This is a genomic window from Mycobacterium sp. 134, assembly GCF_048282715.1.
Classification (GTDB): domain Bacteria; phylum Actinomycetota; class Actinomycetes; order Mycobacteriales; family Mycobacteriaceae; genus Mycobacterium; species Mycobacterium septicum.
Genome location: NZ_JBLVUN010000008.1, coordinates 2,803,536 through 2,830,047, shown reverse-complemented (window position 1 = coordinate 2,830,047; position 26,512 = coordinate 2,803,536). Strand labels below are relative to the sequence as shown.

Genomic DNA, 26,512 nt, shown 5'->3' with positions numbered 1-26,512 from the left:
TCGATGATTTGCCGTCGACTTACGACGGCCGATACCCGCATTCGGCCGAGATGCGTTCGCACACCGCCTGCAACGGCGGCAGAAGTTCGAGGACCTGTTCGAACGGCAGCACGACGTCGGGCACCGACACCGAAACCGCCGCGACGACACGGCCGTTCGCACCGCGGATCGGTGCGCCAACGCAATTGATCGACGGCTCGTTCTCTTCGCGGTCGTGCGCCCAGCCCTGGACCCGCACGGCCTCGATCTCTCGCAGGTACGCCTCGGGCGTCGTGATGGTGTTGGCCGTGCGCCGGGTGAAGTCCATCGCCGCGACGATCCGCCGCAGTTCGGCATCGGGCAGGTCGGCGAGGATCACCTTGGCGACGGCCGTGGAGTTGAGGTTGGCGGTCAGGCCGATTCGCGAGTACATGCGGATCTGATCGTGTGATTCGAGCTTGTCGATGTACACGATGTCGCCGCCTTCCATCGCGGCGAGGTGGGTGGTGCGGCCGTATTCGCGGTTGAACTCGACGAGATGACGCGAGGCGATCTGACGGATCTCCCGCTGATCGGTGCCGTGGGCGGCGAGTTCGAAGACTCGCGAACCCAGGTGATAGCGATTGTTGTTGTCACGGAACGTGAACCGCTCGTCGGACAGTGTGCGCAGCAGCCTCATCACGGTGGTCTTGTGCACATCGGTGGCTGCTGCGAGCTCGTCCAGGCTGGCCGGGCCGTTGCCCAGCTGAATCAACAGATGCAGCGCCCGTGCGACGCTCTGGCTCACCGCCTGCTCCCGCACACGGTGAACCCGGCCTCGCTCACCGCCGTCGCGGCCCACTCTCCGTCCGTGCAGATGAGCAGATGCTCGATCGACGCGTCGGGCGGTGGCGGCGCCGAATCCGCTACGACGGTCAGGGTGACGGCGGCTCCGATGTGGCCGCGCCGCAGGCATGATTCCGGATCCTCATCAAGCACAACGCCACTGAGGAATCCCGCCGCGAAGGCGTCACCCGCACCCACCGGCTCGACCACGTCGACGCGCAGAGCCGGGACGACGATCACGTCGCCGGTCCGATCCACCGCGATCGCCTGCTCCGCACCGTCCTTGATGACCAGTGTCTCCGGGTTCGGCAGGATGCGACGCAGCGCCACCGGATCGTCGGTGCCTGCGACGCGGATCGCCTCGTCGGCGCCCACCAGCACGATGTCGGCCAGGTTGGCCAGGGCGATCACCTCGGCCGGATCGCCGTCGGGCCACAGCTGTTCGCGCCAGTTGACGTCGAAGCTCACCAGTCCGGTGATGCCGGGCCGGTCCGTCAGCAACCGGCGCATCATGGCCCGACAGGTATCGGACAGGGCGGGCGTGATGCCGCTGCAGTGCACGACCGATGCGCGCCCGAATGCGGATACGACCGGTGCCGAGTCCAGGAATCCGGGTTCCATCGCGGAGGCCGCCGAGCCTGCCCTGCTGTATCTGCTGACGCTGCGCGGCTCCCCCACCTCGTCGGGTGCGGTGACTTTCGAGTAGTGCCCGGTGGGCCGGATCGGGTCGATCTCGACCGCGGAGATGTCGACGCCGCGATCCGCCAGCTCCGATCTGATCAGCGCTCCGTGCGCGTCGTCGCCCAGCCGGCCGACGAAGGAGGCGGGGATGCCCCAGGCGACGAGTCCGGCCGCGACGTTGGCTTCCGCACCGGCCAGGTGCAATTCGGCCTGAGCACCGGCCAGGTGCAGTTCGGCCTGAGCACCGGCCAGGTGCACTTCGGCCTGAGCACCGGCCAGGTGCAGATCTGTCTCTGCACCGGCCAGGACCAGCGGTTCGCCGAGGCAGGCGACTCCGCCGACGGGGTCTGTGGGCAATTCGGGCACTGCCGTCCTTCGGGATCGAGACGGATCGAGACGATTGACGCGGTGTCGTCTGTCATGTTAGACAGGTCACACCACAAAATGCAACCCTAATTGCAACATGTGCAACGTAGCAGCTCACACCGTTCTGAGGCGCTCAACGCACCAGAATCACCATGGAGGACACGATCGGCATGACGACGCGAGGCGAGCCCACGCCGGACAGTCGGGCGTGGGACACGCTCCGCGCCGAACGCCTGTCGGAATTGGACAAGGCCCTTCCGGTCGAGGCCGACGGCCTCACCACCGCGGAGTTCCTGGCCACCCGGCCCCGCCTGTCGGCTTTCACCACACCGGTGATGACGCTGGACGATTCGGCCATCGAAGACAACGTGGCCGCCATGGCGGCCTGGTGCACAGCTCACGGGGTCGAACTGGCACCGCACGGGAAGACCACCATGTCGCCTGTGCTGTGGGACCGCCAATTGCGCAGCGGCGCATGGGGTATCACCCTTGCCACACCGAGCCAGGTACGCGTCGCGGTGAATTTCGGCGTTCGGCGGATCCTGCTCGCCAATGCACTGGTCGATCCGGCCGCGCTGCGCTGGCTGGCCGGCGAGATGGCCGCCCGATCCGATCTTGAGGTGCTCACCTGGGCGGACTCGGCAGCCACGGTCGATGCGATGGACGCGGCACTCTCCGACACCGGGGTGGCCCGACCGATTGCGGTATTGGTCGAACTCGGTGAGGCCGGTGGGCGGACCGGAGCCCGCTCGGTCGACGAGGCCGCAGCGGTGGCCGCACGGATAGCGGCCTCCGACAATCTGCGCCTGGCCGGCGTGTGCGGCTACGAGGGATCGCTGGCGCACGACGCGTCCGAGGCGTCGCTGGCCCGCGTCAAGCACTACCTGGAGGAGATGGCCCGGCTGCACCGGCTCATCGAAGCCGAGGGCCACTACCCTACCGACGCCGATGTGTACGTAACCGCCGGTGGCAGTGCCTATTTCGATCTCGTGGCAGAAGTTCTGGCCCCGCTGGCCGGCGGCCGAACGCACGTCGTGGTCCGTGCCGGGGCCTACATCATCCACGACGACGGCTTCTACACCGGGATCACGCCGTTCGGCCGCGGTGGCGAAAGCTACCGGCTGCGCTCGGCCATGCACACCTGGGCGCGGGTGGTGTCACGACCCGAACCCGGGCTGGCACTGCTGGACGCCGGCAAGCGGGATGTCCCATTCGACGAGGGGTTGCCCACGCCCCAGCTGGTCGCCTCCCAGCTCGGCGCACCCGCACGTCCGCTCACGAATGCGGAGATCGTGGCCGTCAACGATCAGCACGCCTTCCTCACCATCCCGCCCGACTCCGACATTCGCGTGGGTGACGTTGTGCGACTGGGGCTTTCCCACCCGTGCACAGCCTTCGACAAGTGGCGATGGATCCCCGTCGTGGCACAGAACGAGACCGATCCCGTCGTCGTCGACCTGATCCGCACCTACTTCTGAGCCGGACCTGTGATGCGCACGTTGATCCGCTCCGCCACCGTCATCGACGGCACCGAGTCCGCTCGGTATGCCGCCGACGTGCTGATCGATGATGACCGCATCGCCGCCATCATCACCGATCCCGGTGATTCACCGGCGGCCGACCGCATGATCGACGCCTGCGGGCTGGTGCTGGCGCCCGGATTCATCGACATGCACGCACATTCGGATCTGCAGATCCTGCTCAACCCGGTGCATCCGTCACGTATCACCCAGGGCGTCACCACCGAGGTACTCGGACAGGACGGGCTGTCGTACGCACCGGTGACCTCCGAGGTGCTCGCCGTCGTCCGACGCAAGATCGCCGGCTGGAACACCGACCCGATCGACTTCGACTTCGACTGGCGGTCGGTGGCCGAGTATCTGGACCGTCTCGATCGCGGAATCGCCACCAACGTGGCCTATCTCATCCCACACGGAGTGGTGCGCGCACTGGTGGTCGGCTGGGACGACATTCCCGCCACTGCCGAACAGATCGCGCAGATGCAGACCATCGTGGCCCAGGCCATGACCGAGGGCGCCGTCGGCTTGTCGGCCGGATTGACCTACACGCCAGGCATGTACGCCGACAACGACGAACTTCTCGCCCTGTGCCGGACGGTGGCGTCCTACGGCGGCTACTTCTCCCCACACCATCGGTCCTACGGTGCCGGCGCGATGGAGGCCTACGCCGAGATGGTCGAGCTCGCCGAAAGGTCCGGCTGCGCACTGCACCTCGCTCATGCCACGCTCAACTTCGGCCCGAACAAGGGACGGGCGCCCGAACTTCTGGCCCTGCTCGAGGCGGCCACCACCGCCGGTGCCGACATCAGCCTGGACACGTACCCCTACCTGCCCGGGGCCACCACGCTGTCGGCGATCCTGCCCAGCTGGGCGTCGGCGGGCAGCACCGACGAGACCATGGCCCGGCTGACCGATCCCGCCGCGCTGGCCCGGATCCGCGAACATCTGGAGGTCAGTGGTTCCGATGGCTGTCACGGCGTGATCGCCGAGTGGGACACCATCGAGATCAGCGGAGTCGCCCATCAGGAGCTGGATCACTACGTGGGCCGCACCATCGCACAGATCGCCGCGGCAGAGGACCGCGATGCGTTCGACGTGTGCATCGACATCCTGCTGCGCGACGAACTCGGTAGCGGGATCCTGCAGCATGTCGGGCACGAGGAGAACGTGCGGGCGATCATGCGGCACCCGCGGCACACCGGGGGCAGTGACGGGCTGCTGATCGGGTCGAAGCCGCACCCCCGCGGTTGGGGAACCTTCGCGCGGTACCTGGGTCACTACTGCCGCGACCTCGGACTGTTCTCACTGGAGGAGTGCGTGGGCCACCTCAGTGGACGGGCGGCGACCCGGCTGCGGCTGACCGACCGCGGATTCATCCGTCCCGGTTTCGCGGCCGATCTGGTGCTGTTCGACCCGGATACGGTGGCCGACACCGCCACATACGACCAACCCCGCTCGGCTGCAACGGGATTCACTCATGTCCTGGTGCGCGGGCAATTCGCGCTCGATGACGGCGAGCTCACCGGGGTGACAGCTGGACGGTCGCTGCGACGCGGCCCAGACGGAGGTGTGCAATGACAGCGCTGGACGTGTTGCGGGCGGATCGTGTACTCAGCGTGGTCCGCGCCGAGACCATTCCCGACGCGGCCGATCTGTGCCACGCGATCGCGGAGGGCGGTATCCGCACCGTCGAGCTGACTTTCACCACCCCCGGGGTGCTGGACCACCTGAGGTCCTGCGCCGAATCGGTGTCCGAGGCCGGGATCATGCTGGGTGTCGGCACCGTGATGACGGCCGATCAGGCCCGCGCCGCCATCGACGCCGGCGCACGGTTCCTGGTCACCCCCGGCCTGCGCCCCGAGGTCGCCGAGGTCGCGACCGCCAATGCGGTGCCGGTGTTCCTCGGTGCCCTCACCCCCACCGAGGTCGCGCAGGCGGTGGATCTCGGGTCCGCGGCCGTGAAGATCTTCCCGGCCGGCAGTGTGGGCCCCAAATACCTGTCCGACCTGCACGGGCCGTACCCGGAAGTCGAGTTGCTGCCGTCCGGCGGAATCAACGAGGGCAATGCCCGGGCGTATCTCGACGCGGGCGCCCTCGCCGTCTGTGCGGGTACCGGCGTGGTCCCACCGGCCCATGTCGCCGCCGGAGACTGGGGCGAGATCACCCGCCGGGCGGGCAGTTTCGTCGCCGCGCTGTCCCACTGAGACTGTCCCACCAACCGAGTCCCCGTCCACGTCCCGGAGGATCCATGACCTCGTTCGTGCACTGGCTGCAACATGACACGGCCGGCCTGTTGACGCTGGCCGCGGTGTCCATCGCGGTGCTGCTGTTGTTGATCATCAAGCTCAAACTGGAACCGTTCATCGCACTGATCGTGGTCAGCATCGCGGTCGCGCTGATCGCGGGGATCCCCGTCACCGACCTGGTCGGGACCCCGGCGAAGGCATCGGACTCCTTGTTGGAGAAGGGTTTCGGCAGCATCCTCGGTCACATCACCGTGATCATCGGGCTCGGCACCGTGCTCGGGGCGATGCTCGAGAGGTCCGGCGGTGCCGACGCGCTGACCACCCGGTTGCTGAACCTGTTCGGCCCCAAGGGCGCTCCGCTCGCCATGGGCCTGACCGGTGTGGTGCTCGGCATCCCGATCTTCTTCGACATCGGCATCTTCATCCTGGCTCCGCTGGTGTACGTGGCGGCCAAGCGCGGCGGCAGATCGCTGGTGATGTACGCGATGCCGATGCTCGCCGGCCTGTCGATGACGCACGCCTTCCTGCCACCGCACCCTGGTCCGGTCGCTGCCGCCGGCCTGCTGCACGTCAGCCTGGGCTGGATCATCATCATGGGGCTGGCCTGCGGCATCCCCGCCTGGTTCGTCAGCGGCGTGGCGTGGGGCTCGTGGATCGGCAAACGGGTCCAGGTCGAGGTGCCCGACGAGTTCATCCCGGAGGAGGACGAGGCCGACACCGCCGATCCCCCGTCGATCGGGCTCATCGCGTTCATCATCCTGGCTCCGATGGCACTGATCCTCGCCGCCACCGTCGCCGACGTCATGCTCGACGGCGGCCGCCTGCAGTCGATCCTGACCCTTGTCGGCACCCCGGCCGTCGCTTTGACCATCGCGGTGCTGCTCGCGCTCTACCTCCTGGGAATCCGCCGGGGCATCTCCGCCACGGAGCTCGGCAAGATCAGCGCGGCCTCCCTGCGCCCGGTCGGCATGATCCTGCTCGTGGTGGGTGCCGGTGCGTTCTTCGGTGCGGTGTTGCGCGCCACCGGAATCGGCACCGCGCTCGCCGATTCCATGACCGCGATCGGCCTGCCGGTGATCCTGTCGGCCTACCTGATCAGCTGTGCGCTACGCATCGCGCAGGGCTCGGCGACGGTGGCGATCGTGACCACGGCCGGCATCATCGAGTCATCCATCGCCGCCGCAAACTACAGCCCGGCTCAGATCGCCCTGATCGTGGTCGCCGTGTCCGCCGGCTCCATCGTCGCCAGCCACGTCAACGACGGCGGATTCTGGATCGTGTCACGGTATTTCAACATGTCGGTGAAGGACACCCTCAAGACATGGACGGTGCTGGAAACCATCCTGTCCGTGGTCGGGTTCGCCATGGCCGGGCTGATCTGGCTGGTGGTCTGACCCCCGAGCGGCCGGCTAGGAGATCATCTCGCGGCCCGGATGCGCGTCGCGCCACCCGGCCATCGCGGCATCCCAGTCCGCACCGTCGAGTGAGGTCAGCGCGGCCGGGAACAGCCCGTCCTCTTCCTTGGCGATGTGCACGTAGAGCTCCTCGACCTCGTCGCGCACCCGTTGTCGGTGGTCAGGGTCGGACAGGTCGACGACCTCGAGGAAGGCAGCCAGCTCGCGGTGTTCGGCCACCAAGGGGTCGATGTGCTCGGCGTAGAGATCGTCGGTGTGCATCACCGCGAACAGACCGTTCTCCTCACCCTGCCAATGCGATCGCAGCTCCTCGAACATCGCCGTCAGCAGCTGACCGGCCACGTCCAACTCACCGCGGTCGAGGGCGCGCACCGCTTCACGGCCGTGATCGACGGCCCGCTCGTGCTCGGCGATGTAGTCCCGCAGAAGAGGCATGTCCCGGCATCCGCAGTATTGGCACATGCTCAATCACTAGCACTGCGGTGGGCGCGGGCGCTCTGATACAGGCAGATCGACGCCGCCGAGGCGATGTTGAGACTTTCGGAATGTCCGGGCATCGGAATGTGCACCCGGTGATCGGCGGCAGCGGCCAATTCGGTTGGCAGGCCGTGGGCTTCGGGGCCGAACAGCCAGGCTGTTGGCGGCGTCAGGTCGATGTGGTCGAGGTCGGCCTCGCCGTCGATCGTGGTGGCCAGCACCTGCAGGCCCGCGGCCTGCAGCCGGGTAACGGTGGCGGCCTCGTCGGGCTCGCTGATCACGGGTACCGAGAAGATGCTGCCGGCCGACGCCCGCAGGCACTTGCTGTTGTAGGGGTCGACGCTGTTGCCGGCCAGCACCACCGCGTCGGCGCCCATCGCGTCGGCAGCGCGGATCAACGTACCGGCGTTGCCCGGCTCCGAGATCTGCACGGGTACCGCGATCAACCGGGGCGCGGCGGCCAGAACCTCGTCGAGTGAGACCTCCGGCACCCGGCATACCGCCACCAGACCGACCGGGGTCACGGTGTCGGACAAGGATTTCGCCGCACGCTCGGTGACCAGCTGCACCGGTGCGTCGGCGAGCAGCGCACCGAAGCGGTCGAGTGCGGCCTCGGTCGCGAACACCTCGGAAACAAGTCCGCGCCGCAACGCGGCCTCGACGAGGTTGGGACCCTCGACAAGAAAGCGTGCGGCGCGGCGGCGCCCGATGTGGCGCTGCAGTTTGACGGCAGCAGCCACCCGGGCAGAACGCTCGGTGAGCGTCAGGCGGCCTCTCCGGAGGGCGCGTTGACGTCCTCGGGCAGGGCAGCCTTGGCGACCTCGACCAGCGCGGTGAACGCGGCGGCATCGCTGACGGCGATCTCGGCCAGGTTCTTGCGGTCGACCTCGACGCCTGCGGCCTTGAGGCCCTGGATCAGGCGGTTGTAGGTGATGTCGTTGGCGCGGGCCGCGGCGTTGATACGCGAGATCCACAGCTTGCGGAACTCACCCTTGCGGGCCCGGCGGTCCCGGTAGGCGTAGGTCAGCGAATGGAGCTGCTGCTCCTTGGCCTTGCGGTAGAGCCGCGACCGCTGACCGCGGTAGCCCTTCGAGGCCTTGAGGACTGTGCGCCGCTTCTTCTGGGCGTTGAGTGCGCGCTTCACGCGTGCCATGGGATGTTCCTATTCTCGTTCGGTACGGGGAGCGGCAGATCTAGCCGTTGAGCAACTTGTTGACACGCTTGGTGTCGTTGGCAGCAACCACGGTGCGGCCGTCAAGCCGGCGGGTGCGCTTGGTGGCCTTGTGCTCCAGCAGGTGGCGTCGGCCGGCCTTCTGGCGCACGATCTTTCCGGTCCCGGTCTTGCGGAAGCGCTTCGATGCTCCGCTGTGGGTCTTCGCCTTGGGCATGAATCCTCAGTTCTGTGTTGAAACTAGTTCTGCGTTACGTCTGGTTCGTCTGGTGCGGCTGGTGCGGCCTGCTGCCCGCCGGGGCGCTCGGCCTGCTCTGCCGCCTTGGCGCGAGTCTTCGCGCCGCGGTGCGGTGCCAGCACCATCGTCATGTTGCGGCCGTCCTGCTTGGCTGACGTCTCGACGAAGCCGTAATCGGCCACATCGGCGCCCAGCCGCTGCAGCAACCGGTACCCGAGTTCGGGGCGGGACTGCTCACGACCACGGAACATGATGGTCACCTTGACCTTGGACCCGGCTTCGAGGAAGCGGACCACATGGCCCTTCTTCGTCTCGTAGTCGTGGTCGTCGATCTTGGGACGCAGCTTCTGTTCCTTGACGACGGTCTGCTGCTGGTTCTTGCGAGACTCGCGCTCCTTGAGTGCCGTCTCGTACTTGAACTTGCCGTAATCCATGATCTTGCAGACCGGGGGTTTAGCGGCTGGTGCAACTTCGACGAGGTCGAGATCGGCATCCGCGGCGACGCGGAGAGCATCTTCGATGCGCACGATCCCTACCTGCTCGCCGTTCGGTCCGATCAGGCGGACTTCAGGTACGCGGATGCGCTCGTTGATGCGGGTCTCAGTGCTGATGGGGCCTCCTATGTTGGGTCTGCTGAGGAGAACCGCCCATCCGCACTTCTGCCCTGTGAGAACAGAAAAGCCCTGCTCAAAGCAGGGCCCAATGCCGACCGATCACGGCTTACGCCGCCTGCAGCTCCAACGCTGAAGCACAGAACCGGCGTCCGAAGACGCCGGCGACCGGACCGTTGTACCTTGTGGCCAACGGTGGGAGTGGGACTCCACTTGCTGTCCCTGACATAAGCCGGGACGGTCGCGCATGACAGTCTAGCAGCTATGACGGATCCGACCGAAACGCCCGACGAAGCGACGCCGCAGCTACGGGAGCTGGCCGACATTCCCGCGGTGGAAGTGATCACCCGGGCGGCGGTCATGTTGATGAGTGCCGCAGCCGAGAAGATCGGGCTCTCGGCCGAGGACCCCGACGATAGTCCCCACCGTGATCTCGACGAGGCGCGCCGCCTCATCACCGCGCTGGCCGGTCTGGTGACCGCCTCCGCCGAGTACCTCGGACCCCACGCGGGCCCCGTGCGCGACGGTCTGAAGAGCCTGCAGCTGGCGTTCCGCGAAGCCAGCGCGGCTCCCGAAGAACCAGGCAAAGGCCCAGGAGAGAAGTACACCGGCCCGGTCTGGTAATCACCTGGGCGGTGTCTGTGCGCGCGATCGACCCAATTGACGGTTTGACCGCCTATTCTCCGGGCGTATGACCGTTATCAGCCGCGGCCGCCGCACCGGGGTCCAGCCCGCGTCGAGGTTCTCCTGGGTTCCCGCAGCAGCCGGTTGGACCGTCGGCGTCATCGCGACCCTGTCGCTGATCGCCAGCGTGTCTCAAACGGTGCGCTGGCTGATCCAGGTGCCGCGAGAGTTCGTCAACGACTACATCTTCAACTTTCCCGACACCAGCTTCTCGTGGGCCTTCGTGCTGGCGCTGCTGGCCGCGGCACTCGCCGCCCGCAAGCGGATCGCCTGGTGGATCCTGGTGCTCTACATGGTGGGCGCCGTCGGCTGGAACCTCGGGGATCTCGCCACCGGTGGCGACCCGCTGGCCGAGGATGTCGGCGAGGTCATCGGCCTGGCGTTCCACGTGGTCGCCATCGTCTGCCTGGTGTTGGCCCGCAACCAGTTCTGGGCCAAGGTGCGCCGGGGCGCACTGCTCAAATCCGCCGTCGTCCTGGTCGCGGGCATGGCGATCGGCATCCTGGCCGCGTGGGCACTGCTGGAACTGTTCCCGGGCACCCTGGCGCCGGAATGGCGACTGCTGTACGCCGTCAACCGGGTGAGCGGCTTCGCCACCGTCCCGACCGAGGTCTTCGAGGGCTACTCGCATCCCTTCCTCAACGCGATCTTCGGCTTGTTCGGCGCGCTGGCACTGATGGCCGCCGCGGTCGTGCTGTTCCAGTCGCAACGCGCCTCTAATGCGCTGACCGGTGAGGACGAATCGGCGATCCGCGGATTGTTGGAGGCCTACGGCAAGAACGACTCGTTGGGGTACTTCGCCACCCGTCGGGACAAGTCGGTGGTGTTCGCCCCTAACGGGCGTGCTGCGATCGCCTACCGCGTCGAGGTGGGTGTGTGCCTGGCCGGCGGCGATCCGGTCGGCGACCCCAAGGCGTGGCCGCAGGCGATCGCGGCCTGGCTGCAGCTGTGCCAGACCTATGGCTGGGCGCCGGGCGTGATGGGCGCCAGTTCGGGAGCGGCCGAGGCGTTCCGGGCGGCCGGACTCAACGCGCTGCAACTCGGCGACGAGGCCATCCTGTATCCCGACAACTTCCGGCTGTCCGGACCCGACATGCGTGCGGTGCGCCAGGCGGTCACCCGGGCCCGGCGGGCCGGGACCTCGGTGCGCATCCGACGCCACCGGGAGCTGGATCAGGCCGAGATGGCTGACGTGATCAAGCGTGCCGATGCCTGGCGGGACACCGAGACCGAACGCGGCTTCTCGATGGCGCTGGGCAGGCTCGGCGACCCGGCCGACGGTGACTGCCTGCTCGTCGAGGCCGTGCAGCAGCGCGGGGACAACCCGGAGCCCGAGGTGGTCGCGTTGCTGTCGCTGGTGCCGTGGGGCGCCAACGGCGTCTCGCTCGACGTCATGCGCCGCTCCCCCCAATCCCCCAACGGCACCATCGAGCTGATGGTCAGCGAACTGTGCATGCAGTCCGAAGGCATTGGGGTCAGCCGGATTTCATTGAACTTCGCCATGTTCCGGTCGGCGTTCCAACAAGGCGCGCAGCTGGGTGCGGGTCCGGTGGCCCGGCTCTGGCGGGCGCTGCTGGTGTTCTTCTCCCGGTGGTGGCAGCTGGAGACGCTGTACCGCTCGAACATGAAGTACCAGCCCGAGTGGGTTCCGCGGTACGCCTGCTACGAGGACGCCCGGTTGATCCCACGGGTCGGGGTGGCCTCGGTGATCGCCGAGGGTTTCCTGGTGCTGCCGTTCTCCCGGCGAAACAAGCAGCACACCGGTGAACACGTCGCGGCCCCGGCCGATCTGGTGGATTCGGGCCGGTTGCATCACGACGGCAGCGCTCCGGACCGCAGCGGGCTGCGGGACGATCTCACCGACGACGAGCAACAACGGCTACCCGAGCAGGTCCGGGTCCGGATGGCCAAGCTGCGCCAGTTGCAGGCCGACGGTGTGGACGCCTATCCCGTGGGCCAGGCCCCCAGCCATACCGTCGCGGCCGCACTGGAATCCGCCGACGGTGACAGCGTGAGCGTGGCCGGGCGGATCCTGCGGGTCCGGGACTACGGCGGCGTGCTGTTCGCTCAACTGCGCGATTGGTCGGGTGAAGTCCAGCTGTTGCTCGACAACGCCCACCTGACGCAGGCCGGCACCGCCGACTTCACCGCGACCATCGACCTCGGCGATCTGATCGAGGTCAGCGGTGCGATGGGGCGGAGCCGCAACGGCACCCACTCGTTGCTGGTCGACAGTTGGCGATTGATCGGGAAATGCCTCCGGCCGTTGCCGGACAAATGGAAGGGCCTGACCGACCAGGAGGCCCGGGTACGGGCCCGCTACGTGGACCTGGCGGTCAACACCGAGGCGCGGGACTTGATCCGGGCCCGTAGCGGCGCCCTGCACGCCATCCGGGAGACGTTGTACGCCAAGGGTTTCCTCGAAGTGGAGACCCCGATCCTGCAACAGATCCACGGCGGCGCCAACGCCCGGCCGTTCCTGACCCACATCAACGCCTACGACCTGGACCTGTATCTGCGGATCGCACCCGAGCTCTACCTCAAGCGGTTGTGCGTCGGCGGTGTCGAGCGGGTCTTCGAACTCGGCCGGGCCTTCCGCAACGAAGGCGTGGATTTCAGCCACAACCCGGAGTTCACCCTGCTGGAGGCCTACCAGGCCCACGCCGACTACAACGTGTGGATCGACGGCTGCCGCGAGCTGATCCAGAATGCCGCCCAGGCCGCCAACGGCGCCCAGGTCTTCCAGCGGCCGCGGGCCGACGGAGTTCTCGAACCCGTCGACATCTCGGGTCCGTGGGCGGTCAAGACCGTGCACGACGCGGTGTCGGAAGCCCTCGGCGAGCAGGTCACCGTCGAGACGGATCTGGCCACGCTGCGCCGGCTCTGCGATGCGGCGCACATCCCCTACCTGACCCACTGGGATGCGGGGGCCGTCGTGCTGGAAATGTACGAGCACCTCGTCGAAGACCGCACAGAAGAACCCACGTTCTACAAGGATTTCCCGACGTCGGTATCGCCGCTGACCCGGCCGCACCGCAGCGTTCCCGGGGTTGCCGAGCGCTGGGACCTGGTGGCCTGGGGCGTCGAGCTGGGCACTGCCTACAGCGAACTGACCGACCCCGTCGAACAGCGCCGGCGGCTGCAGGAACAGTCTTTGCTGGCCTCCGGCGGTGACCCCGAGGCAATGGAACTCGACGAGGATTTCCTGCAGGCGATGGAGTACGCGATGCCGCCGACGGGCGGTCTCGGCATGGGTGTGGACCGCGTGGTCATGCTGATCACCGGCCGCAGCATCCGCGAGACACTGCCCTTTCCGCTGGCCAAACCCCGTTAGCAGGAGCTTCACAGCCGATCCCAAGATTCGGCGGCGACGATGTGGTTGTGACGTTCACTCACCACCTGTCCTTGATGCACGGCTGGGTTCCGACCAGCGTCCAAGTCATCACCGCCGTGGTACTGATCGCCGCAATCGGCTGGCGTACCCGCCGCTGGGCGCTCATCTGGCTGCCGTTGGCCGCCGCGGTGGGCGGCGTCTTGGTCGCCGGCACCAACTGGTACATCGATTCCGAGGGGCTGGCGGGCAACCCTGCGCCCCGCTCGCTGTGGGTGTGGATCGCGCTGACCGGCGTGGCGATCGTGGTCATGCTCGCCGGGTGGCGCGGCAGCCGCTGGTGGCGGCGTGGCACCGCGGTCATGGCGGTACCCCTGACCCTGCTGTGCACGGCACTGGCGCTGAACCTGTGGGTGGGTTACTTCCCGTGGGTACAGACCGCCTGGAACCAGTTGACCGCCGGTCCGCTACCCGATCAGACCGATGAGGTCACCGTCGCCGCCATGCAACGGCAAGGCACCATCCCGGCCAAGGGCAGTGTCGTTCCGGTCGAGATCCCCAACACCGCTTCGGGTTTCCGGCATCGTGGTGAATACGTCTATCTGCCGCCGGCGTGGTTCGCCACCAATCCAGCACCGCAGCTGCCGACAGTCATGATGATCGGCGGCGAGTTCAACACCCCAGCCGACTGGATGCGGGCCGGCAACGTGATCAAGACGATGGACGACTTCGCCGCGGCCCACCACGGGTACGCGCCGGTGATGGTGTTCGTCGACCCGGGCGGCACCTTCAACAACGACACCGAATGTGTCAACGGCAAACGCGGGAACTCCGCCGACCACCTCACCAAAGACGTTGTGCCTTATATGAACAGCCACTACGGTGTCAAGCCGGCCGCTGCCAACTGGGGCATCGTCGGCTGGTCGATGGGCGGCACCTGCGCGGTGGACCTGGCAGTCATGCACCCGGAGTTGTTCAGTTCATTCGTGGACATCGCCGGCGATATCGGTCCGAACTCCGGCACCAAGGCACAGACCGTCGACCGGTTGTTCGGCGGGAGTTCCGCGGCCTGGGACGCCTTTGACCCGAGCACCGTGATCAACCGGCACGGCCAGTACGGCCAGACGGCCGGCTGGTTCGACGTCAACGACACCTCAACGGCGGGCAAGCCCGCCGGTCGCGCCAACGATCAGGCCAAGGCGGCCAACGCACTGTGTGCGCTCGGCTCGAAACACGGCATCTCCTGCGCGGTGGTGACTCACCAAGGCACCCACGACTGGCCGTTCGCCAGTCACGCGTTCACCGCGGCGCTGCCGTGGCTGGCCGGCGTCCTCGACACCCCGCAGGTGCCCGCGATCGGACTGCCCCAGTCATCGCCCTCGGCGGCCTTCATCCAGACCGCCGCCAAGTAGCGGTCAGTAGTCGGATTCGGCCGCGCGTATCTCGGCAAGGAACGCAGCTCTGCCGGGTCTCGCCAGCCGGGCCCGCGCGAACGCACGCACCCGGTCCCGATCCGCCGCGGACTCGTCGACGCCGTCCGCGCCGACCCGTACCGTGGCCTGTGACCAATCCAGGTTCCACGCGCGGGTCTCGCTGAGCGGCTGCCCATCTGGGGCGTGCAGCGGCAGTACAGCGCGGCCCGTGGCATCGAGGACACCGGAGCCCTCGCAGCCGCCGCCACGCATCTCCACACCGATACCTGCCGGTGAATCCGAGCCCGACAGCGCCACCTGCACCACCGCGCCGGTTGCCTCCCCGACGGCGGTCACCGACCACTCGATCGTGTCCTCGGCAGCGTCGAACACCCAGGGCGGTACCGCCGCCCAGTCGACGGTCGCCATGCCTCGGGCGATCAGGCCGGCGTCATCGGATCCGTCGCCTGCGCCGGCCGCCAGCGCATAGTCCTGCTGCCGCGCCGCCGAGATGACGGTGCCGGGCCAGTCCAGCCCGATCTCAGCGGCCAACTCCCGACACTTCCCGACCAGCTCGGCAACCCTCGAATCACCTTGACCGGCGAGGAAGTTCAGCGTCTCCACGTGGGGCGCCAGCAGGTCCACCGCATCGGAATCCAGGGTGTCGTCGGTGAAGAAGTCCTCGGCGGCCACCGTCAGCACAGCGAGTTCCGCGTCGAGCACCGGACGTTCCAGTGCCGCGATGCCGTCCCGGTCGCTGGCGGGCCACCACCGGCGAATCCAGTGGCCGATTGCCAACCGGCGCAACGCATCCGTCGAGCCGGGCAGCAACTCCACACCGGGCAGGTCGAGCGGTTGACCCGGTTCCCCGTGACGCACCGCGTCCAGAACAGCGACATGGCCGGGCTCCCCGAGCACGCGCCACAACCAATCCGCACGCTCAGGGTCGGTGAATGCGATCGAAGGTGGTTCGCCTGCGTCCCCATCCACCACCCACGACAGCACCGCGCCGCCGACCTCCAGCACCGCGACCAACGGCGCGCCGTAGTCCAGCGGGCCCGTGCTCCACAGGCCGGCATCTGCACCCAATTTCACTCTGCCACCTGCACTTCCAGCATCGCCTTGATCCGCTGCCGATGGTCGAGACTGACCGATCTGGCCACCCCCTCCAACAGGGACCGCAGGTCATCGATGTCCGCACAGGACTCCTGCCACACGTCGCGGCCGTGCAGCCGTGCCCACAGCCGGCTCAGATAGGGACGGGCGAACCCGCCGAGATCGTCGATCACCTGCTGTTGGCGCGGGTGCACCGCGGTGCCTGCCGCCAGATAGCGGCGGGCATGCAGCACATAGGCCTCCTTGGCCAGCCGGGCCTGGATGCGTGCCGACAGTTGATAGCGCCCCGATACCGACGCGTCGAGCGGGTGCAGGTCGGCGGCCACCTCGATACCGGTCAGGAGCGCGGCTTGCTTGTCCTCGGCGAGCAACCCCCACGGCGCGCAGGCGCGGTCCACCTCCTCCGCGCACAGCAGCGGAAGATCGGGCAGTTCGTCGCGATCCAGTGCCCGGCGCAATGTCGCCCGCACCCGGTCCACCACGCTGCGGTCCAGCGGACGGTCCCCCGCCCCCTGACCGCTGATCGACGGCGGCCGTTGCGGCTCAAACGAACTCAGTCCGATGCCGACGATCGACCATGGCAGGCCGGCCTCGGCACGTCGCGCTCCCGCGCCCAGGTTGTACGGCGTCGCGTCGGCCACCAACGCCGACCACACCCGCTGCCCGGGCCGCCTCGGCACGGTGGCTGTCGGCGGGACCGAGCACGGTGGTCAGCCCGGCGAAGAACGGGCCGGTGATCGCGTCCGACGGGACCACGTCATCCCAGCTGCGCTCGAGTTGGCTGCGCAACCGGTCGACGACCTGAGGATCGGCCACATATCCGTTGAGCGCCTCGATCGCCGTGCGGTCCCGGCCCTCGTGCAGACCGGCCAGCACCTCTGCCGCCACCTGCGCGCTGTCGACCGCCGGTGCGCCACGGTTCACCGCGAGTTCGAAACAGACCGGGAAATAGAGCTCCTGGGCGTTGCCCGTGGTGATACGGAGGCGCCGGCGTTGCTGCTTGAGTTCGGTGAACCAGGCTGCGGCGGCGCGCAGATGTGGCCCGCTGCGCGCCATCTGTTGGTGCAGTTCGGCGGCCACGTCCGGAGCCAGCACCGGTGCCGAATAGTGGGTGTTGCTGCGCAGCCTGAGCACCAGGGGGTCGATGATCCGTTTGACGGTCCGGCGCAGCGGTCCGCCGTCGTCACCGCTGAACACCTCGACTCCCGGCCCGAGTGCCCGCCAGGCCCGGTCGATCACGGCGCGGCGCGGCTGGGCCGAATTCATGCCCGAATCTGGGCCGGCCTCAGCCCCAGCCGTGTCGGACCCGATGCTCACCGGCACCAGGATAGAGCCGAAGTTGGGTTCGGTAGCCGTGGCCCGGCCGGACCCTTGGCGTCATGACCGACGCCGTGCTGATCACCATCCTGTGCCTGTTGTGCACCGGCGCCGCGTTGACCGCCGCCCGCCGGCCACGATGTGTCAGCCCGGATGACGAGGCCGACGAGCGGCTGGTCACCCTGGGCGAGCTGGTGGCCGAGTTCGACCACATGCTGGTCCGCAAGGGATTGCTGACCGGGACACAACTCGCGCTGATCCGTACCGGAACCCGGTCGCGCGGCGTCATCACCGGGATGCGCGCCACCGGCGCGATCCGGGAGGACTACAGCGAGGTCGAACTCGACCTGATCGTCAGCCGCCGCGGCGGCGGTCAATTCCCGGTTCGTGAGCGGACGATGGTCCCGGCGACAGCTCTGGCGAAGGTGTCACCCGGCAACGTGGTCGACACCTACTACCGGCCCGGTGACGAGAGCACCGTCGCTGTCTGTGTGACCCCGGCCTGATTCAGCGAGCGCCGTCGACGGCGAACGTGGCCATCGCGGCCCAGTGCAGCGGAGTGGCCGTGGCGTCACCGTCGCGCCAGCGGCGCATCGCGGCGCGCTGCCAGCGGTTCACCGCCAGTCCCGCGTCGGCGTCGCGATGGGCCAGATCCACCCCGACGATGGTGTCCGCCATCGGATCGGCTTCGGGCGCATTGCCGAACTGCCGGAAGCCGGCGGTGGTCGGCAGCGACCACAGCGTCGCGGTGACCACCTGCGCGCCGCCCAGGATCATGGCGGCCACCAGTCCGGCCGCTTCGTCGAACCGGTAGTCACCCCCGGATGCGCACGCCAGCAACGCTACTCGGGGTGGGATTCGCAGCCGCGCGGCGATCATCTCCCCCGCTGTCAGCGGCCGGCCTTCGGCCAGATGCAGCGCAGCGCGGTCGGCATGCCCGGTGGCACCGTCGGCGGCGCTGGCGTGCCCGACGTAGAGCAGCCGGCTCGGGTCCTGGGCACAGGTGTCGGCCAACCAGCGCCGGTCGGTATCGGTGCGACGGAAGAGCTCGACGGTCTCGGCGACCTTCGGCAGGACGGCGTGGCCGGCCATCAGGTCAGCGAAATGCTCCGACAGCGGAGTCTGCGGCGACGGGCGGCCCAACACCGAGCCCAGGGCCGAATCCGGCCGCTGTCCGGGAATGCGTGGATCCAGCACCAGCACCGGCGGGCGGCCGCGGCGGTCCTGCCAACGGGCCGGGGTACGCGGTGCGTGAACGATGTTGGGCGGCACCGCCATCAGCACGTCGACCAACTCCATCAACCGGAAGCCGTCGGGACCCGGCATCGCCAGCTGCCCCCAGGGCACCCGGCCCAACCGCGGGCTCGGCGTCACGAACAGCACGGGCCGCACATCGGCGACGCAGTCGGCCAGCAGCTGCCAGCCGTCGATCCCGATCAGGTGCGAGCCCAGCAACCGGGCCAGGTCGAACTCCGCCTCGGCGGTGGCGAACGCGCCTGTGGTCACGGCCCGTTCAATCGCGTCGCCGTGGGTTTCGGTGCCGATGGGGTCCGGCAACGCAGGGTTGAGAGCTGCCTCCACCGCCTGCATGTGTGGTTCCTCGATCACCCAGGTGACCGAGCGCTGCGGCTCCCCCACCACGCGCAGGCTCACATAGGTCGCGATGCCGACATCGGCGAACCGCAATACCAGCGTCTCGGTCATGGCCACGTCGTCCATTCCCCGCCGGGCGCGGTGACATCCTGGCCGTACCGCTGCAGCGCCAGCTCCCGGTAGTGGCTCATGATCGGACCCGAACTCGGGTCCATCCGTAACGGGGGCAACGGTCCGAGCCGGCTCAGCGCGCCTTCGCCGCCGACCGGCTCTGCGGCAGCCGCAACCGCGAGTTGCGGCGCGAGTTCGGCTTCGACCGGAATCACCGCCGTGGCGGTTCCGGTCCAATCTGCGGCCGAGCCCGGCTCAGCTGCCGGATCTGTACTGAAAGTTCCTCGTGCGCTGTGGTATTCGACAAGTTCACAGGTCAGCTCGGTATTGTCCGATTCCCAAGCCACCGCGAACGCGCCCGCCAACAACGGAGCCGAGACGCCGCTTGCCCAGCGGGCCCTGGCCCCGGCATCGGCGATCGTGTAGCGCACCGAATCGACTGCCAGCGCGGCGGGAACCTTCAGATCGGCGGCACGGTCGAGCTTGACCATCGCACGGCGGTACTCCGGCGTGCCCGGGGCGCAGTCGACCACGCCGAGTCCCGCCGCGTGCCGGGCCTCGACCTGGTTCCAGTCCTGGCCGGGCTCGCCGACGCCGTCGAAACCCATCTCGACGAGCGCATCGGCCCGCCAGATGTTGCCGAGGTGCGCATCGAGCCGGGCGTACTGCAGCCAGCTGTGCCGCGGCGAAGCATCCAGGAACTGCCGGGCCTGCTCCACCAGCTGTACCGCCTCTTCGAACGCGCCGCGGAAGATGGCGATCCAGCTGCGCTGCAACAGAATCCGATGGATGTGGATCGGCTTGCCCAGCTCCCGCCAGTGCCGCTCGGCGTGTTCCCAGCACTCATCGGCTTCCTTCAAGCGACCGAGTCCCACCCGGATCAGCCCGAAATACAGCCAGCTCCGGGAGACGTCGTGGGCGCGGGCATGGTCGGCGATCACCGGGTAAGCGGCGGTGACCAGATCCTGGGTCTCCGCGTAACGACCGGCCGACCAGGCCGAAGCCCCTCGCTCGAGCTGAGCGCGGGCGGTCGCGAGTTTCCAGCCGCGGGCCTCGGCGCGGGCGCCGGCCCGGCGTAACCACGGTTCGGCCTCGTCGAGACGACCGGACTCGATGCAGAACCGGCCGTAGCCCAGGGCGCCTGTGACGAAGAGATGATCGATCTCGGCGTCGTCGGTGCCCGGGCGAACATTCTGCAAGGTGTCGAGCACCTGGGTCCACACCGGCACCGATGCGGCGTACAGATCGTCGTCGCACAAACTGCTCGCGATCAGAATCCTGGCGTGGCAGATCAGGTTACGGCGCTCGGGTGCCAAATCCGGGTAATCTCCCGGGGCTTCGATCAGCGCCTCCAGATATGCTGCGGCACTGTCATGATCACCGCGAGCCGCGGCGAGTCCGGCGGCCAGAAACTCGACCCGCCGGGTGTACCGGCAGATCATGCGATCGATGGCTCGGTCGGACATGGTGACCTCGGCGGCGAGGTCGGGGCGCTCCCCCGAACGGATCGCGACGTAGATCGCCAGACAATCGCGGATGCGGGAAATACTTTCCACCACACCCTCATACGCGGTGCGTACCAGGTAGATCTCACCGAGTTGGGCGAACACCTCGAGCGCGTAGTCGTCGCGGTCGGCCTGCTCTATCAGGGGCAGCTGTGAGACCAGCAGGTCGCGCGCAGCAACCTCTTCGGCAGACAGCGTCAGGTGACGGGCGCGGTCGAGTTCGCCGGCGATGGTCACCTCTGCACCATATAAAAGCGGCGGACGTGCCCGGCAGAAGGTCTGCCGGGCACGCCCGCCATGTCGGGAGATCAGCTGCAGGACACCGTGATGGTGAACGGCTTGTTGATCATCCCGGCCATCGGGTTCTTCATGTCGGCGCCCGACGCCTCACCGGTGATGGTGTAGGTGTCCCCGTCGACCTTGACCTCGGCCGAGCCGACCTTGACACCCATCGCCTCGCTGACGGCCAGTGCGCTGCCGTCGTAGACCAGTCCGAGCGACTCGACCTTCGGTGTGGCCTCGTCGGTCATCACCACGCCCAGGCCCTGCTGGCCGCCGATCGCGGCGCTGGCCACGTTGATCTTGCCGCCCTGCTTGACACAGGTGACCGAGTTCAGGTCGAGGCCGGCCAGTTCTGATCCATCGACCTTGACCTGGGCGTTGCTCCCCGAGCTGACCTTGGTGTCGGCCGCCGCCGCGGCCGGCTTGTCCGCGGGCTTGTCGGCCGGCTTGTCGTTCGAGCAGCCCACCAGCACCGCACCGGTGGCGAGCAGTCCCATGGCGCCTGCGATAACTCGATTCATGGTCATTGCGTCTTCCCCTTCGTTCCGCGTTGCCCCGATGGCTCCGTCGTGTCCTGAAGTCTTGGCGGACCCAAGTGCTACCGATCCCAAGAAATGTCGGTTCCCGCAGGTAACGTGGGTTTCGTGACGAAGGACCCAGAGCAGCCGGACCAACCCGAGGACGCCTCACCAGCCGAGGAGCCCGTTGTGGTGGAGGGTGAGATCGTTCCCGCAGCTCCGCCCCCGGCCCCGCTGCCGGCGCCTGTGTCTGAGCCGGCGGACACCGGCTACACCGCCGCCGGGGTGCCGACGTTCGACGCGGTGCGGGAGAAGATCGAGACCCGCTACGGCACCGCCATCGGGGCGTCGGAGCTGGCAGCGGAGACCCCTGAGGGCCGCTCGATCGAGGAGCAGTACGAGAAGCGCCAGGAAGCGGCGGCCGAGCGTTTGAAGCAGATCCGCGAGTCCATGCACAAGACGGACGACGCCTGATCCGTGCGGACGTTCACACTCGCCGAGCGCCGGGCTCGGCTGGCCCGGCGTCACTTCCTGAGCCGGCCGGCGTCGTCGGTCGCCGACACCGCGGGCTCCTTCGTCGGCCTGCACGCGACCGATCCCTGCACTCCCTATTTCTCCCTGTGGGCGCGGTTGCCCGGCTTCACCATCGATGATCTGGACCGCGAACTGTACGAGCGGCGCACCGTGCTCAAACACCTCGCGATGCGCCGCACCCTGTGGGTGGTGCGCGCCGGTGACCTTTCGCTGATCCAGGCCGGCGCCAGTGACCGGGTGGCAGGCAATGAGCAGCGAAAGCTCATCGGCGATGTCGAGAAGGGTGGTGTGGCGGCTGACGGGGCCCGGTGGCTCGACGCCGCGCGCCAAGCGGTGCTGGCCCATCTACACGAGCACGGCCCCACCCCTGCGGCACAACTGCGCGCCGCCTTGCCCGAACTCGCCGGCAGCTTCGACCCGGCACCGGGAAAGCGCTGGGGCGGTGAGACTCCGCTCTCTCCAAGGGTTTTGACCGTGCTCGGGGTGCGCGGTGAGATCGTGCGCGGCCCCAACGACGGCGCCTGGAACACGTCGCGGCCACGGTGGACCGTCGCGTCCGCGTGGCTCGGGGCTTCGGTGCCCCCGGCCGAACCCGACCATGCCCGCGCCGAACTGGTGCGGACCTGGCTGCGGACGTTCGGCCCGGCCTCCGTCACCGACATCAAGTGGTGGTTCGGCAACACCCTGACCTGGGCCCGCCACGCGCTGCGCGATATCGGCGCCGTCGAGGTCGACTTGGACGGAGTAACCGGGTACGTCCTGCCCGACGATCTCGAGGTCGAGCCGGAGCCCGAGCCGTGGGCGGCCCTGCTGCCGGGTCTGGATGTCACCACGATGGGCTGGTTCGACCGTGACTGGTACCTCGGCGAGCATCGCCCCCACGTGTTCGACACCAACGGCAACGGCGGGCCCACAGCATGGTGGAACGGCCGGATCGTGGGCGGCTGGGGTCAGGACGCCGACGGCCGCATCGAGTTGCACCTGCTCGAGGAGATCGGCCGCGACGGCACCCGCGCGCTGCAGCAGCGGGCCGACGCGCTGACCGAGTGGCTGGCCGGCGTGCGTACCAAACCCAGGTTCCCGTCACCGCTGTCCAAGCGCTGATGCGCATCGCGGCCTGGACGCTGTTGGTCCTGACCGGATGCGCCGTCCTCGGCCAGCTCTACGGAGCAAGCTTCCCCGGTGAGCCTTCCGGGGCCTTCTATGTCGCAACGTTCGCACTGATCCCGCTGTTCGCCATCTGGTGCGTCGTCGGTGTCGTGCTGCGACGGCCGGCCGGCCGCCGGGGCTGGGCGGTGATGCTGGCAAGTCCCGTGCTGGTGATCGTGGGCATCGTGTTGATCTGCACAAGCGTTCCGCTGCAACTGCATTGGCTGGCGGTGCGGCCGTCGTTCGAGCGGGCCCTGCAGGAGTTCAACGACGATGTGAGCGTCGGCGCGCGTCCCCACCGCGTCGCCGACTACCCGATCGAACGGGTCGCCCGCCGCACGGACAACTTCGTCGACTTCACCTACCGCAACGACCAGAACGGCTGGGACGGCTTCGCCTACAGCGCCGACGGCAGCGCACCGCAGACCGTGCACCAGCCGTCCGGCGACTATGTGATCGCCTCGGCGAAACGGCTTGGCCCGCACTGGTTTGCGTTCCAGAGCTACCACACGATGCGGTGACCGCGATCGTCAGGCACTGACCTTGCGCCGCTTGGTTTTCGGAGCGGGCACCTCGACCAGCTCGGCGAGGAACTGGCCGGTGTAGCTGTCCGGGTTCGCCGCCACATCCTCGGGCGTGCCCTGCGCGACGACCGTCCCGCCCCCGGCCCCTCCCTCGGGACCCATGTCCACGATCCAGTCCGAGGTCTTGATCACATCGAGGTTGTGCTCGATGACGATCACCGTATTGCCTTTGTCGACAAGGCCGTTGATCACCTTGAGCAGCTTGCGGATGTCCTCGAAATGCAGGCCGGTAGTCGGCTCGTCGAGGATGTAGACGGTGCGCCCGGTGGAGCGCTTCTGCAGTTCGGCGGCCAGCTTGACGCGTTGAGCCTCGCCGCCGGACAGCGTCGGTGCCGGCTGCCCCAACCGCACGTACCCCAGCCCGACATCGACGAGGGTCTTGAGGTAGCGGTGGATCGAGCTGATCGGCTCGAAGAACTCGGCGGCCTCCTCGATCGACAGGTCCAGCACCTCGGCGATGGTCTTGCCCTTGTAGTGCACCTCAAGGGTTTCCCGGTTGTACCGGGCGCCCTGGCAGACCTCGCACGGCACATAGACGTCGGGCAGGAAGTTCATCTCGATCTTGATGGTGCCGTCACCCGAGCAGGCCTCACACCGGCCGCCCTTGACGTTGAACGAGAACCGGCCGGGCTGGTAGCCGCGGACCTTGGCCTCGGTGGTGGCGGCGAACAGTGACCGGATCTTGTCGAACACCCCGGTGTAGGTGGCTGGGTTCGACCGCGGTGTGCGGCCGATCGGCGACTGGTCGACGCGGACCAGCTTGTCCAGCTGGTCGAGTCCGTTGACCCGGGTGTGCCTGCCGGGCACCTGCCGGGCACCGTTGAGCTTGTTGGCCATCACGGAGGCCAGGATGTCGTTGACCAGGGTCGACTTGCCCGAACCGGACACCCCGGTGACCGAGGTGAGCACGCCCAGCGGGAACGCGACGTCGATCTCCTTGAGGTTGTTCTCCCTCGCGCCGACCACGGTGACCTGACGACGCTTGTCGGTGGGCCGCCGGATGGCGGGGACCTCGATGCTCTCCTTGCCGGAAAGATAAGCGCCGGTGATGGATTCGGGATTGGTCAGCAGATCCTGATAGGTCCCGCTGTGCACGATCTGGCCGCCGTGCTCACCGGCCGCCGGGCCGATGTCGACGACCCAGTCGGCGTGCGCGATGGTGTCCAGGTCGTGTTCGACGACGATCAGGGTGTTGCCCAGGTCGCGCAACCGCACAAGGGTGTCGATCAGCCTCCGGTTGTCCCGCTGGTGCAGGCCGATGGACGGCTCGTCGAGCACGTACAGCACGCCGACCAGCCCCGAGCCGATCTGGGTGGCCAACCGGATGCGCTGGGCCTCACCACCGGACAGCGTGGCGGCGGCCCGCGACAGCGACAGGTAGTCCAGCCCGACGTCGAGCAGGAACCCGAGCCGCGACTGGATCTCCTTGAGCACCTGCCCGGCGATGGCCTGCTCGCGATGGCCGAGTGTGAGGTCGTTCAGGAAGTCAGCGCAGTCGGCGATCGACAGCTCGGCCACCTCGGCGATGGATTTCGCGCCGTGGTCCCCCGCGGACATCGTCACCGCGAGGATCTCGGGCTTGAGCCGCGTGCCGTTGCACTCCGGGCACGGGATGTCGCGCATGAAGCCCTCGTAGCGTTCCTTCATCTGCTCCGAGTCGGTCTGCTCCATCCGGCGCTGCAGGAACGCCATCACGCCCTCGAAATCGGCGTAATAGGACCGGGTGCGGCCGTAGCGGTTCTTGTAGCGGACGTGGACCTGGTGGTCGGAGCCTTCCAGAATCGCCTTGCGCGCCTTGGCAGGCAGCTTCTTCCACGGGGTGTCGATGTCGAACCCGAGCTGATCGCCCAGCCCCGACAGCATCCTGGTGAAGTACTCGGCGCTCTGCCCGACGGCCCACGGCGCGATGGCGCCGCCGGCCAGGGTCAGGTCCGGGTCGGGCACGACCAGTTCGGGGTCGACCTCCTTGCGGATGCCCAGGCCCGTGCACTCCGGGCAGGCACCGTAGGGCGAGTTGAACGAGAACGACCGAGGTTCAAGATCATCGACGGCCAGCGGGTGACCGTTCGGGCAGGCCAGCTTCTCGGAGAAGCGCTGCTCGCGGTGCGGATGGTCGTCCTCGCGGTCGACGAACTCCAGCACCACGATACCGTCGGCCAGGTTCAGCGCGGTCTCCACCGAGTCGGTAAGCCGCTGCTTGGAGCTGGCCTTGACCGTCAGCCGGTCGACGACCACCTCGATGTCGTGCTTTTCCTGCTTTTTGAGCTTGGGCGGATCGGTGAGCGAATGCACCACGCCGTCCACCCGCACTCGGCTGTAGCCCTGGCTGTTGAGCTTCTCGAACAGGTCGACGAACTCGCCCTTGCGGGTACGGACCACCGGAGCCAGCACCTGGAAGCGCAGCCCCTCGTCCATGGCCAGGACCTGGTCCACGATCTGCTGCGGGGTCTGGCGGGCGATGCGCTCACCACAGACCGGGCAGTGCGGGGTGCCCGCGCGGGCGTACAGCAGACGCAAGTAGTCGTAGACCTCGGTGATGGTGCCCACGGTCGAGCGCGGGTTGCGGTTGGTCGACTTCTGATCGATCGACACCGCAGGCGACAGGCCCTCGATGAAGTCCACATCGGGTTTGTCCATCTGTCCGAGGAACTGCCGGGCGTAGGCCGACAGCGACTCGACATAGCGGCGCTGGCCCTCGGCGAAGATGGTGTCGAACGCCAACGAGGATTTGCCGGACCCGGACAGGCCGGTGAACACGATCAGCGCATCACGCGGCAGATCGAGGTCGACACCTCGCAGATTGTGCTCGCGGGCACCCTTCACGATCAGGCGGTCAGCCACGCGTTT

At 68.0% G+C, this 26,512-nt stretch carries 23 protein-coding genes and 1 pseudogene; 11 read left to right on the top strand and 13 right to left on the bottom strand.

What is annotated here, in order from left to right; genetic code table 11:
* Positions 1 to 19 precede the first annotated feature (19 nt).
* The gene (locus ACNQVK_RS18275; RefSeq protein WP_418030620.1) at positions 20 to 766 is read right to left on the bottom strand and encodes an IclR family transcriptional regulator; all 747 of its coding nucleotides are present in this window, start codon (positions 764 to 766) and stop codon (positions 20 to 22) included.
* Positions 763 to 1,851, bottom strand: a complete 1,089-nt coding sequence (locus ACNQVK_RS18270) for a sugar kinase (RefSeq protein ID WP_418030619.1) — start codon at positions 1,849 to 1,851, stop codon at positions 763 to 765. Before ACNQVK_RS18270 ends, ACNQVK_RS18275 begins: the two co-directional genes overlap by 4 nt.
* Positions 1,852 to 2,021: 170 nt before the next feature.
* On the opposite strand from ACNQVK_RS18270, the gene ACNQVK_RS18265 reads away from it, so the two are divergent.
* The 4 genes from ACNQVK_RS18265 to ACNQVK_RS18250 are packed head-to-tail and all read left to right on the top strand — an operon-like array spanning position 2,022 to position 7,011.
* A complete protein-coding gene (locus tag ACNQVK_RS18265; protein ID WP_418034209.1) occupies positions 2,022 to 3,329 on the top strand; it encodes an amino acid deaminase in 1,308 nt (435 codons plus the stop codon).
* 12 nt (positions 3,330 to 3,341) lie between these two features.
* Positions 3,342 to 4,949: an N-acyl-D-amino-acid deacylase family protein gene (locus ACNQVK_RS18260; RefSeq protein ID WP_418030618.1), complete on the top strand. Its 1,608-nt coding sequence runs from the start codon at positions 3,342 to 3,344 to the stop codon at positions 4,947 to 4,949.
* Positions 4,946 to 5,575 carry a bifunctional 4-hydroxy-2-oxoglutarate aldolase/2-dehydro-3-deoxy-phosphogluconate aldolase gene (locus ACNQVK_RS18255; protein WP_418030617.1) on the top strand — a complete coding sequence of 210 codons (630 nt, stop codon included), beginning with the start codon at positions 4,946 to 4,948 and terminating at the stop codon, positions 5,573 to 5,575. The genes ACNQVK_RS18260 and ACNQVK_RS18255 overlap by 4 nt, the downstream gene beginning before the upstream one ends.
* Before the next feature lie 44 nt (positions 5,576 to 5,619).
* Entirely contained in the window at positions 5,620 to 7,011 is a 1,392-nt protein-coding gene (locus ACNQVK_RS18250; protein ID WP_418030616.1) for a GntP family permease, read from the top strand.
* Between the two features lie 15 nt (positions 7,012 to 7,026).
* On the opposite strand, the gene ACNQVK_RS18245 is transcribed toward ACNQVK_RS18250, so the two are convergent.
* From ACNQVK_RS18245 to infC, 5 genes are read right to left on the bottom strand one after another with little or no spacing between them, the layout of a single operon-like run.
* On the bottom strand, positions 7,027 to 7,467 hold the full coding sequence (locus tag ACNQVK_RS18245) for a hemerythrin domain-containing protein (protein ID WP_418030615.1): 441 nt from the start codon (positions 7,465 to 7,467) through the stop codon (positions 7,027 to 7,029).
* Between the two features lie 29 nt (positions 7,468 to 7,496).
* Positions 7,497 to 8,249, bottom strand: coding sequence for a TrmH family RNA methyltransferase (locus tag ACNQVK_RS18240; protein ID WP_418030614.1), 753 nt, complete (start codon positions 8,247 to 8,249; stop codon positions 7,497 to 7,499).
* Between the two features lie 23 nt (positions 8,250 to 8,272).
* The gene (rplT, locus tag ACNQVK_RS18235; protein WP_003885175.1) at positions 8,273 to 8,662 is read right to left on the bottom strand and encodes a 50S ribosomal protein L20; all 390 of its coding nucleotides are present in this window, start codon (positions 8,660 to 8,662) and stop codon (positions 8,273 to 8,275) included.
* Between the two features lie 40 nt (positions 8,663 to 8,702).
* On the bottom strand, positions 8,703 to 8,897 hold the full coding sequence (gene rpmI / locus ACNQVK_RS18230) for a 50S ribosomal protein L35 (protein ID WP_036449598.1): 195 nt from the start codon (positions 8,895 to 8,897) through the stop codon (positions 8,703 to 8,705).
* Positions 8,898 to 8,920: 23 nt separating this feature from the next.
* The gene (infC, locus tag ACNQVK_RS18225) at positions 8,921 to 9,529 is read right to left on the bottom strand and encodes a translation initiation factor IF-3 (RefSeq protein WP_409550764.1); all 609 of its coding nucleotides are present in this window, start codon (positions 9,527 to 9,529) and stop codon (positions 8,921 to 8,923) included.
* A 264-nt stretch (positions 9,530 to 9,793) separates the two neighbouring features.
* On the opposite strand from infC, the gene ACNQVK_RS18220 reads away from it, so the two are divergent.
* From ACNQVK_RS18220 to ACNQVK_RS18210, 3 genes are all read left to right on the top strand, one after another.
* Complete coding sequence (locus ACNQVK_RS18220; RefSeq protein WP_044524055.1) at positions 9,794 to 10,153, top strand: DUF1844 domain-containing protein; 360 nt, start codon at positions 9,794 to 9,796, stop codon at positions 10,151 to 10,153.
* 67 nt (positions 10,154 to 10,220) lie between these two features.
* Entirely contained in the window at positions 10,221 to 13,547 is a 3,327-nt protein-coding gene (lysX, locus tag ACNQVK_RS18215; RefSeq protein WP_418030613.1) for a bifunctional lysylphosphatidylglycerol synthetase/lysine--tRNA ligase LysX, read from the top strand.
* 74 nt (positions 13,548 to 13,621) lie between these two features.
* Entirely contained in the window at positions 13,622 to 14,956 is a 1,335-nt protein-coding gene (locus ACNQVK_RS18210) for an alpha/beta hydrolase (RefSeq protein ID WP_418034208.1), read from the top strand.
* A 3-nt stretch (positions 14,957 to 14,959) separates the two neighbouring features.
* Here ACNQVK_RS18210 and ACNQVK_RS18205 read toward each other — a convergent pair whose 3' ends face one another.
* Together ACNQVK_RS18205 and ACNQVK_RS18200 are read right to left on the bottom strand one after the other, a co-directional pair.
* Positions 14,960 to 16,051 carry a hypothetical protein gene (locus ACNQVK_RS18205; protein ID WP_418030612.1) on the bottom strand — a complete coding sequence of 364 codons (1,092 nt, stop codon included), beginning with the start codon at positions 16,049 to 16,051 and terminating at the stop codon, positions 14,960 to 14,962.
* A pseudogene (locus ACNQVK_RS18200) lies at positions 16,048 to 17,389 on the bottom strand (hypothetical protein). The gene ACNQVK_RS18205 and the pseudogene ACNQVK_RS18200 overlap by 4 nt, the downstream one beginning before the upstream one ends.
* Before the next feature lie 62 nt (positions 17,390 to 17,451).
* Here ACNQVK_RS18200 and ACNQVK_RS18195 point away from each other — a divergent pair.
* Complete coding sequence (locus ACNQVK_RS18195; RefSeq protein WP_418030611.1) at positions 17,452 to 17,895, top strand: hypothetical protein; 444 nt, start codon at positions 17,452 to 17,454, stop codon at positions 17,893 to 17,895.
* Position 17,896: 1 nt separating this feature from the next.
* Here the strand turns inward: ACNQVK_RS18195 and ACNQVK_RS18190 are convergent, their stop codons facing one another.
* The 3 genes from ACNQVK_RS18190 to ACNQVK_RS18180 all read right to left on the bottom strand — a co-directional run bounded on the left by ACNQVK_RS18190 (position 17,897) and on the right by ACNQVK_RS18180 (position 21,401).
* Positions 17,897 to 19,093: a CHAT domain-containing protein gene (locus ACNQVK_RS18190; protein ID WP_418030610.1), complete on the bottom strand. Its 1,197-nt coding sequence runs from the start codon at positions 19,091 to 19,093 to the stop codon at positions 17,897 to 17,899.
* Positions 19,090 to 20,835 (bottom strand): hypothetical protein, encoded by a 1,746-nt coding sequence (locus tag ACNQVK_RS18185; protein ID WP_418030609.1) that lies wholly within the window; start codon positions 20,833 to 20,835, stop codon positions 19,090 to 19,092. Before ACNQVK_RS18185 ends, ACNQVK_RS18190 begins: the two co-directional genes overlap by 4 nt.
* 71 nt (positions 20,836 to 20,906) lie before the next feature.
* The gene (locus ACNQVK_RS18180) at positions 20,907 to 21,401 is read right to left on the bottom strand and encodes a lipoprotein LpqH (protein ID WP_418034207.1); all 495 of its coding nucleotides are present in this window, start codon (positions 21,399 to 21,401) and stop codon (positions 20,907 to 20,909) included.
* Between the two features lie 93 nt (positions 21,402 to 21,494).
* On the opposite strand from ACNQVK_RS18180, the gene ACNQVK_RS18175 reads away from it, so the two are divergent.
* The 3 genes from ACNQVK_RS18175 to ACNQVK_RS18165 are packed head-to-tail and all read left to right on the top strand — an operon-like array spanning position 21,495 to position 23,602.
* Positions 21,495 to 21,872 (top strand): hypothetical protein, encoded by a 378-nt coding sequence (locus tag ACNQVK_RS18175; RefSeq protein ID WP_418030608.1) that lies wholly within the window; start codon positions 21,495 to 21,497, stop codon positions 21,870 to 21,872.
* Positions 21,873 to 21,875: 3 nt separating this feature from the next.
* Positions 21,876 to 23,036 carry a winged helix DNA-binding domain-containing protein gene (locus tag ACNQVK_RS18170; protein ID WP_418030607.1) on the top strand — a complete coding sequence of 387 codons (1,161 nt, stop codon included), beginning with the start codon at positions 21,876 to 21,878 and terminating at the stop codon, positions 23,034 to 23,036.
* Entirely contained in the window at positions 23,036 to 23,602 is a 567-nt protein-coding gene (locus tag ACNQVK_RS18165) for a hypothetical protein (protein ID WP_418030606.1), read from the top strand. The genes ACNQVK_RS18170 and ACNQVK_RS18165 overlap by 1 nt, the downstream gene beginning before the upstream one ends.
* A gap of 9 nt (positions 23,603 to 23,611) precedes the next feature.
* Here the strand turns inward: ACNQVK_RS18165 and uvrA are convergent, their stop codons facing one another.
* Positions 23,612 to 26,506 (bottom strand): excinuclease ABC subunit UvrA, encoded by a 2,895-nt coding sequence (uvrA, locus tag ACNQVK_RS18160; RefSeq protein WP_418030605.1) that lies wholly within the window; start codon positions 26,504 to 26,506, stop codon positions 23,612 to 23,614.
* Positions 26,507 to 26,512: the final 6 nt, after the last annotated feature.